General features: G+C 41.4%; 8 protein-coding genes. 4 read left to right on the plus strand and 4 right to left on the minus strand.

Features of this window, described 5'->3' with window-relative positions:
• Positions 1-190 precede the first annotated feature (190 nt).
• Positions 191-613 carry a ketosteroid isomerase family protein gene (locus AC5JM2_RS13205; RefSeq protein ID WP_495835331.1) on the plus strand — a complete coding sequence of 141 codons (423 nt, stop codon included), beginning with the start codon at positions 191-193 and terminating at the stop codon, positions 611-613.
• 561 nt (positions 614-1,174) lie between these two features.
• On the opposite strand, the gene AC5JM2_RS13210 is transcribed toward AC5JM2_RS13205, so the two are convergent.
• The 3 genes from AC5JM2_RS13210 to AC5JM2_RS13220 form a co-directional block, all read right to left on the minus strand.
• On the minus strand, positions 1,175-1,606 hold the full coding sequence (locus tag AC5JM2_RS13210; RefSeq protein WP_495835332.1) for an ATP-binding protein: 432 nt from the start codon (positions 1,604-1,606) through the stop codon (positions 1,175-1,177).
• 3 nt (positions 1,607-1,609) lie between these two features.
• A complete protein-coding gene (locus tag AC5JM2_RS13215) occupies positions 1,610-3,283 on the minus strand; it encodes a SpoIIE family protein phosphatase (RefSeq protein WP_495835333.1) in 1,674 nt (557 codons plus the stop codon).
• A 194-nt stretch (positions 3,284-3,477) separates the two neighbouring features.
• Positions 3,478-4,215, minus strand: a complete 738-nt coding sequence (locus tag AC5JM2_RS13220) for a response regulator transcription factor (protein WP_495835334.1) — start codon at positions 4,213-4,215, stop codon at positions 3,478-3,480.
• A gap of 897 nt (positions 4,216-5,112) precedes the next feature.
• On the opposite strand from AC5JM2_RS13220, the gene AC5JM2_RS13225 reads away from it, so the two are divergent.
• The 3 genes from AC5JM2_RS13225 (at position 5,113) to AC5JM2_RS13235 (ending at position 7,249) form a co-directional block, all read left to right on the plus strand.
• Positions 5,113-5,883, plus strand: coding sequence for a WecB/TagA/CpsF family glycosyltransferase (locus tag AC5JM2_RS13225; protein ID WP_495835335.1), 771 nt, complete (start codon positions 5,113-5,115; stop codon positions 5,881-5,883).
• A gap of 242 nt (positions 5,884-6,125) precedes the next feature.
• On the plus strand, positions 6,126-6,875 hold the full coding sequence (gene ftsE / locus AC5JM2_RS13230; RefSeq protein WP_495835336.1) for a cell division ATP-binding protein FtsE: 750 nt from the start codon (positions 6,126-6,128) through the stop codon (positions 6,873-6,875).
• Between the two features lie 200 nt (positions 6,876-7,075).
• Positions 7,076-7,249, plus strand: a complete 174-nt coding sequence (locus AC5JM2_RS13235) for a hypothetical protein (RefSeq protein WP_495835337.1) — start codon at positions 7,076-7,078, stop codon at positions 7,247-7,249.
• Between the two features lie 41 nt (positions 7,250-7,290).
• On the opposite strand, the gene AC5JM2_RS13240 is transcribed toward AC5JM2_RS13235, so the two are convergent.
• The gene (locus tag AC5JM2_RS13240; protein WP_495835338.1) at positions 7,291-7,893 is read right to left on the minus strand and encodes a hypothetical protein; all 603 of its coding nucleotides are present in this window, start codon (positions 7,891-7,893) and stop codon (positions 7,291-7,293) included.
• Positions 7,894-8,433 lie beyond the last annotated feature (540 nt).

Genomic DNA, 8,433 nt, shown 5'->3' on the forward strand with positions numbered 1-8,433 from the left:
TGCCCTATGATAGTATAGTTTTTCTATTTTACACTATTGAGTCAAAGTTGTGACTGACATGGGCTTTGGTCTACTATCACGCTAGTAATTTGTACTCGCCAAAAAAATATACCTCAAAAGTAGCTTTCGAGTGTGGTTGCTTTTGTATTTCAATGAATGAATTGTTAGCTATCGTGATACAGGTAAATCTATGACAGTTGCTGAATCTACACCCACAACAGTAGATGAAAATTTGCAAAGATCGGGAATTACAGAACCAACTCTACTGCATTACTTTCAAACTTTGAATGCAGGAAAATTTGAGGAAACAGCTGCTTTGTTTGCAGAAGATGGTGTTATGCATCCCCCATTTGAATCCGGGATTGTGGGGCGAGATGCAATTACTCGATATCTACAACAAGAGGCTCAAAATGTGAAAGCTTACCCCTGTGAGGGTGTCGTCGAGACTTTAGAGGGTGAGCAAATTCAATTTCAGGTGACAGGCAAAGCACAAACTTCTTGGTGTGGTGTTAACGTCTTGTGGAAATTTATCCTCAGTCAACAAAAAGAAATCCTTTATACGAGAATAAAACTTTTAGCCTCTCCCAAAGAATTACTCAATTTGCGACGATGAGTAAGTAGATACACATAAAAAAACCTAGCCTAGCCTTGTCTTGCGCCCTATGCCTATGGCTAACGCCACGGCTATCGCCGAACGGCACGCCTAGGGCGAACGGGCGCTTGAGAACATGTACGAGAGACTTTGGCACAAAACTAGTTAAGCAAAGACTCAGATCGGTTTTTTCCGGTCGAGCCAGTTAGTATTGTAAACGCTACCCAACAGAGGGTTGTACGCCACTTGCCGGACTCGTGAGGCACGTTCCCAATTTAGGTGTCGTCTTCAACAGACGATCTAAAGTTAATTGGTCAAATTTCACTATTTAGGTGTCGTCTTCAACAGACGATCTAAAGTTAATTGGTCAAATTTCACTCACTCTAAAAATGATCACAAGCAAGAAATCAAATAAACGTAGCAAAAATTATAATTTTTGTTAATTTTTTTAATTATCTTATGATTTTGGCATTTTATAGCAGTTGCCAGGTAGATTAGGACATGAACTAATGAGAAAATGCCCACACCACCAGACTTTCACACGCCTGTTAAGAGTTCCGTGTTAAGAGTTCCCTGCTATATTTATGCCGTAGTGTTAATTTTTGGCAAGGTGACTTCTAGCTTCAAACAGTTACCACCCTCAACCTGTAGCTGGTACTCTACGTTATCCATGAGACGATGCATGATGAGCCAACCGTAGCCACCTTCTTGTTGATCAGTAGGATTTGGGGGCGAATAATCAGATAAATCGAAGCCTTCGCCGTGATCCCAAACTTCCAATGCAATATCCTGGTCTTTCAATTCTAGACGAATGAGAACTGGCAAGTAGGGTTGATCCTTATGGGCATGACGTACCACATTAGAATAGGCTTCCACCAAAACTAAGCGCAAGCGACTTGATTGCTTTGACCAATCAACTGAACCTTTGAACTGAACTTCCAAGCAACCTACCAACCAGTTTTCTACGATGGTTAAAAACTTTAAATCACTTGGTACATGAAGCTCGCTTTTCATCACTTACAAAACCTCCAGCGAAAGTATAGTTTGGTCATCTTCTTGAACTCGGTTGTCTGCTTGAATACGCGCTAGTAAGTGGTTAAGATGAAGTGGTTGGGCTTCCATCTTAAGCAATTGCCACAGACCCTCTTGATTCAGCATAGAACGGCTGACTCGCTGGGCGCTATCAACTAATTCTTGTGTAAAATCTTTAGTATTTAAGACTTCTGCTTCAGTAACACCATCACTAGCTAGCAGTAGGATATCTCCGGGAGCAAGAACCAACTGACTAGACATGACCTGCCATACAGGCAAGATACCCAGAGGAACGCTACGTACCTTGAGATATTTGGGTTTTGTTTCTACAATCTCTCGGTATGACCAAACCAAGGGATATATATGTCCTGCGTTAGCATAAACTAGTTGCCTGGTATTGGGAGTATAGCGAGCTAAGACGACGGTGATAAAACAATTGTTGCTGATCAAATCATCGCTGAGAGTATGATTGAGGTTTTGCATCACCACATTTGGTAGAGGGGGTGATTCCTGAGACAACTCTCGGCGCAACACTGAGATAGCACTAGCCATGAACAAAGCCGCTGGGACACCCTTACCAGAAACGTCTCCCACAGCTAACCACAAGTCTCCTTTTGGATGGACAAACACTTCAAAAAAATCGCCTCCCACTTCACGAGCAGGGTAGCAACAGGCTTGTACCCTCACACCCTTGATATCGGGCATCGTTTGACGGAGTAGGTTGTTTTGAATTTGGCGAGCAACTTCCAACTCAGTGCGGATTTGCTCTTGCTTGTGATGAAGATGTTGATAAAGTTTTGCTTGAGAGAGCGCAAGAGCTGCTTGTTCAGCAACACCTCTAATCAGGTCGATATCTTCTTGTTGCCAAGAACGAGCGTGCTGATGCTGCTTGAGAGCAAGAACAGCAAGCAGGTTTTGCTGCCATGTCAGAGGCACAACCAATTTTTGAGATGCTTTATCATCATGTATACTTAGGGCTTTTTGTGATTGACGGGTTGCAAGAACCTCGCGAATCAAAAGATTTAGGCCGAAATCACAACTCGAATCTGGGAATTTTGGATCTTGGTAGCAGAACTGGTCTGGCGTTAGGCGATCGCCCTCCACTGGTCTGAGCATGCAATAACTGGCTTCAAAAGTCTGTCCTACTGTTGCGACAATTCTTTGTAGCATAGTGTTGTAGTCCAGAGACTCTCGAATAGCTGTTGTGACTGCATTAAATAAAGATTCTCTCCGCAAGGCGCGACTCAACTCTTGTGTGCGTTTTTTTACGACTCGATATATATCAGCTGCTTGTTCAACAACTGCTTTGAGTCGCTCTGGTTTCCAAGGTTTAGTAATGTACTTGAAGACCTGACCAGAGTTTATCGCCTCTACTAAATCTTCGACATCAGTAAAACCAGTGAGTAAAATCCGGATTGTATCAGGAAAGCGCTCCACTGTTCTACCCAGAAATTCTGTGCCATTCATTTCTGCCATTCTTTGATCAGAGATAATCACAGCCATCTCGCCTTCTTTATCCAAGATGTTTAGGGCAGTGACGGCATCACTTGCCTGATATACCTGAAAATCTCGCCGAAAAGTACGGTAGAGTAAATGTAGGTTGTCAGGCTCATCATCCACCACCATGAGCTTCAGCTTTCCTGTCTCTATCTCAGTCATACTTAATTTGACTTTCTAAAGACTTTGATACTAACGCAACAACTTGCTGTTGCCATATAATCATAAAAAAAGACTTGACAGAAGGAAAAGTAAATAAAATTCGTCCAATTTAAACTCATAATTTCTCTAATTTATCAATTTTTTTCTAAATTCTGGTAAGTCCCCTAAGAATTTTTTACAGCTTAATATAAACTCTATCCCACTAGTCCAGAACGTAATGCGCGAACCGCTGCTTGTGTACGGTCATCGGCGCATAACTTGTTCAAAATATTTCGGACGTGTGTTTTGACAGTTCCAACTGTAATGTAAAGTCTTTCGGCGATCAGCGCATTGCTACAACCTTCTACAATCAATTGCAAAACTTCTAATTCTCTTTCTGTTAAAGTGTAAGGATCGATTGTGTCTTGGGGTTGATTTTCTTTATCTGGGCTACTATCAACAGACATCTGTAAACTAGTCTTATTGTCTAATTTTGTGACTTCAGGCGAGTATGGATTTTGTTGAGCTTGTTGCAATACAATTCGGGCGATCGCTGGATCAATCCAAGCGTTACCGTTATACGTGACTCGCACCGCTTCAAGTAAATTGTCAAATTTAATATCCTTCATGCAGTAAGAGTCCGCTCCTGCTGCAAAAGCAGCTAGCACCGCTTCTTTATTATCCTGCAGCGTCAGAATCAATACTTTTGTTGCTAATTCTTCCCCGTCAGTTGTAGATTTTATCTCGCGTGTCAATTCAATCCCATCTTTGTCTGGTAAACCAATATCTACAATGGCAATATCTGGTTGTAGCGTATTTAACATTTTCAAACCCTCGACAGCATTGGTCGCTTCGCCAACAACTTCAATTTCTTCCTTTTGCTGGAGTGCTGTCCGAATACCCACACGGGTCAGATCATGATCTTCAATCAAAGCAACACGAATTTTAGCCATGGTCTATTACCGCCCTTATACTCAAAAGCTGTAAAATTGAGTTTACAAAAAAGTCTCGGAAGATGCAGTTTAAAGATGCCTGTGGAAAATATAACAGAGCTTTTTGAGTTAGACTAACATATAAAAGCATCCCCTTTTTGCCACAGGTATTTGATAAGATACTTACCCGCTTAAGCCTCCACAGCTTGTGTGTTAGACTAAAAAACACCGGAGTTTATAATTATCCTTCTTAAACATTAGCTTCAACAATAAAAACAAAAACGCGAAGTGTTTCTCCTGCTTAGGAGTTCCTGAAATTGATAGATTCCATTGTGCATCCTGAATTCTATAGGAAGTAGCCTAACATTTAAATAGATACCATAAGTTATGCTGCTTCTATTTTTATTGAGACTTAACAGGACTTCCTTGCCAGCAGGAGCGGGTTGGGGGTTAAGTCTGCCGCACAGAATCAATCTTTCTAAAGGCGCGTTAGCGCAGCGGAACGAAGTTCGCTTCACGTTTTGTGCAGTTTTTTCTCACGGCAGGATTTACAACTTTGACTCGTAAGTTTTTTCCTGTGTAAGTAGGTCGGTGTTGAAAATTGTCGTTATGACAAGGCAGGAGGCAGAGGGCAGAAGGCAGAAGAGAAGAGCTTTTTGGGCAACTTTACTTTCCGTTACATACTTCGGTTTTTTTGCGCCGTTCTACTTAAGTCCTGGATACATATCATAATTGATTTGTACAGTACCTAAGCTATAGTGCTGAGTTTTGATCTACTTTTCTGAATCTCCGTAATTTACCGGAGAGTGCCCTCACAACATCTATTTTGTAAAATTCCCTCACTTAAACTTCTGGAAACAATTTGATAAGCTATTGTTCTATCTATGTAGTTGGTGCGAGGCTCATAAAGAATAGGCTATGTCTAAACTGCCTAGAAAGTTTTCAGTATTAGGGTTACCAGTTCATGTGACAACTGACTATCCAGGCTGGTTGCTAGAAAGTTTGCACAAAGGTACAGGAGCTCATGTCGTCACTTTGAATGCAGAAATGACCATGCAAGCAGAGCGGAATTCTTCCCTAGCAAAGATCATACAAACTGCTGAGTTAGTCGTTCCAGATGGAGCGGGGGTTGTTTTGTACCTGCGATGGCTATTGCAGCAAAAAGTCCAAAGAACTCCCGGAATTGAATTAGCAGAAAAACTTTTGCAAGAACTTGGGCAAACACAGAGTGAGGCAAAGGTATTTTTCTACGGAGGAGCGCCGGGTGTAGCCGTAAAAACATCAGAGTTTTGGCTTTCCCAAATTCCAGGTTTGGTCGTAGTTGGTACTCACTCTGGCTTTCATTCACAACAAGAAGAAGAACAATTGCGACAAACTCTTGTCCAACTGCAGCCACAGGTGATTTTTGTTGGTTTAGGAGTTCCACGTCAAGAGTTATGGATTGCGAATAATCGCCATTTGTGTCCTCAAGCAATATGGATTGGTGTTGGAGGGAGTTTTGATATTTGGTCGGGGATAAAAACTCGTGCTCCTAGTTGGCTGGGGGATAACAATTTAGAATGGCTATATCGGTTATATAAAGAACCTTGGCGCTGGCGAAGAATGTTGGCGTTGCCTGAATTTGCCTTGAAAGCGTTAATTTATCGGTTTTTTCAAGTGTCAGGAGTAGGTGTAACGTCAAATTTGTAAACTATTGTTAGTTGTGCACCACAACAGTCCTAAATCATTTGTGAAAAACAAGATACCCCGATTTAAAAAAATCGGGGTTGTGCGTCTCTCAATGTTCACAAATCAAATATGATTGCTATTGCTACTAACTACCAACCGAAATTTTTCACTGCCGAAAAACTTGTTTTGGATTCAAGGTTGCCAGGTTTCACCTGGGAATACTGATTGTATTCAATCTCAAATCTAGAACTATTACTCCTCCAATGTTACTATTAACCAAGCGAAAAGCTCCTGAAAAATCCGTCCTGACTCAAAACAGCGAAACAAAACAGCAAAATGGTAGTGTTGAATTCATGGTGCAATTACGCTCTGTGTCGAAAACTTATGCCAATGGTTGTCATGCTCTTGCCAATATAGATTTGGAAGTCAAAAAGGGTGAATTTTTGTTTATCACAGGAGCAAGCGGCTCTGGTAAATCGACGCTTTTAAAGCTGTTGTATGGGGATGAGTTACCAACACAGGGAGATGTGATTGTTAATGAGTACAATATGGTACCTTTGAGGGGCCATCGCTTATCATTTTTCCGCCGACGCATTGGTGTTGTGTTTCAAGACTATAAACTTATTTCTCGGCGGACAGTGGCAGAAAATGTTAGTCTCGCGCTAAAAGCTCAAGGATATACGCGCAAGGAAATTCAACGGCGTTTAGAACCTAGCTTGAAACTGGTAGGTTTACATTCCAAAGCAGAATACTTTCCAAAACAGCTTTCGGGTGGAGAGCAACAACGAGTAGGTATTGCACGAGCAATCGCGGGAACACCACCCATTCTTTTGGCTGATGAACCAACTGGAAACCTTGACCCAGATAACTCCTGGCAAGTCATGCAGATTTTCCAAAAGTTAAATTCTTTTGGAGCAACAGTGATAGTGACAACCCATGATGAACAGTTAGTCCGCAGGTGCAATCATCGAGTGATGCAAATGCAAAATGGGCGGCTTTATCCAAGAACTTAAAGGTGGAAGTTTTCTATTGATACCCACCTGCGAGCAAGATCGCATTACTCTGGTGGCTCTTGATAAGGAAACAAGGGTGTAGGGAGATAGGTCAACCAGAAAAATTGATCATACTTCCTACATCCTTAGATTTATATTCCGTTTTTATAAAACGCTTCAATCAATTTTGCACAAGAGCTTTTCTAGCGCTGATCATTTGAATGAAATACACATCTAGTCTAGAATGGGCATTGCAATGTCCAACGCCAGATGCCCACGGAGGGAAAACGCCACATGCTACCCTTCGGGAAGCCGCCCTCCGGGCGTCTAAGCCTGTGAAACCCGTCCAACGCAGTGGCTCCCCTCCTGCTGCACTGGTTCCCTACTTAACTTGAGAGTGTATTACACCAAAAGCAGACTGCTATAGATTGACTCGTTAATAACAGAAACTAAAATCATCGATGGTGAATTGACCATCAAAAGCGCAGAAGGTAATACGGTGAATATCCTTTGCTGATAGTGATAATAAAGTGTTGGGAGATGCACCAGAGTCAAAATTAGCAAGATTTGCTCCAGGTAGTACCGTTTGTGCCAGTAGTTGCTGATCGCGAGCGTATGCTGAAAGCACAAGCCGCTGTGAACTGGTGACAAAAGCACTGACAAAATGAACAGGACGTAGAAAAGTTGCTTCTATATATCCATTTTTAGGTGCTGCCATTAACACTACTAGACCAGAGTGGGTAGGAAATGCTGGGTTTGAAGGCTGTATTGCTATACAATTCTTAAAAACAACTCCCCATTGCTCATACTGCCGTTCCACTGCTTCAAAACATCTCAATTCTTCCAAAGTTAAGTAGACGCACGTGGGTACTGATACGACTTTGCTGTCAATAACTTTTTCCACTTGACCTTGCGAAACTGGAAATTGATTTTGATTTTTAGAATCAAATTCGTTACGAGAGAATTTATGGTCTTTTATGGTTGACTTTGTCTGCGATTGAAGACTAGCCTGCTTTGCCACGACACCCCGCTTTGTCATTATCTAGAGAACAGTTAGATGATTAACGACATAAAAATTCATTGGTTTTGATCAGCTGCATAGGATTCTAGGTACAAAAACTAGTTGCCCAGCTAGCAGCATGAAGCACACCCGGGTTTACCTACTTAATATATTCAATGAGTGTTTACACTTTTCTGGACGCTTACTCATATCAGTGATGTTTCTGATAGAGCACTACAACAAATTAATGTCACTTCTGACAGTATAGTTATATTTACTACTAGTAAAAAATATGTCTTAAGAGTTTATTTTTCTAGATATCTAGAAGCACAAAAAAAATAAAGCGTAAAAAATATTACATCTTTTATCAAATACATGTAGATTTTACAGACACTTCATGAGAGGTAGGAATGAGGAGTGTATGAATGTTATCTGTAAGCGTTGGTGAACTACTAAATTTGGAAACTGGAAGATGGGTAGATAAAAAAGTAGGCGGTTGGGTTTGAAATAGACAACCCGGACTGCCTTATACCGTTTCACTTTAAGGTTGATACAAATAGGCAGCAGAGGAGCAGAGGA

It is taken from the genome of Brasilonema angustatum (assembly GCF_059505445.1).

What these genes read in the sequence shown, in the direction of transcription:
- AC5JM2_RS13205 (WP_495835331.1), top strand. Translation starts at nt 191, where the DNA reads ATGACAGTTGCTGAATCTACACCCACAACAGTAGATGAAAATTTGCAA.
- AC5JM2_RS13210 (WP_495835332.1), bottom strand. Translation starts at nt 1,606, where the DNA reads ATGAAAAGCGAGCTTCATGTACCAAGTGATTTAAAGTTTTTAACCATC.
- AC5JM2_RS13215 (WP_495835333.1), bottom strand. Translation starts at nt 3,283, where the DNA reads ATGACTGAGATAGAGACAGGAAAGCTGAAGCTCATGGTGGTGGATGAT.
- AC5JM2_RS13220 (WP_495835334.1), bottom strand. Translation starts at nt 4,215, where the DNA reads ATGGCTAAAATTCGTGTTGCTTTGATTGAAGATCATGATCTGACCCGT.
- AC5JM2_RS13225 (WP_495835335.1), top strand. Translation starts at nt 5,113, where the DNA reads ATGTCTAAACTGCCTAGAAAGTTTTCAGTATTAGGGTTACCAGTTCAT.
- ftsE (WP_495835336.1), top strand. Translation starts at nt 6,126, where the DNA reads ATGTTACTATTAACCAAGCGAAAAGCTCCTGAAAAATCCGTCCTGACT.
- AC5JM2_RS13235 (WP_495835337.1), top strand. Translation starts at nt 7,076, where the DNA reads ATGAAATACACATCTAGTCTAGAATGGGCATTGCAATGTCCAACGCCA.
- AC5JM2_RS13240 (WP_495835338.1), bottom strand. Translation starts at nt 7,893, where the DNA reads ATGACAAAGCGGGGTGTCGTGGCAAAGCAGGCTAGTCTTCAATCGCAG.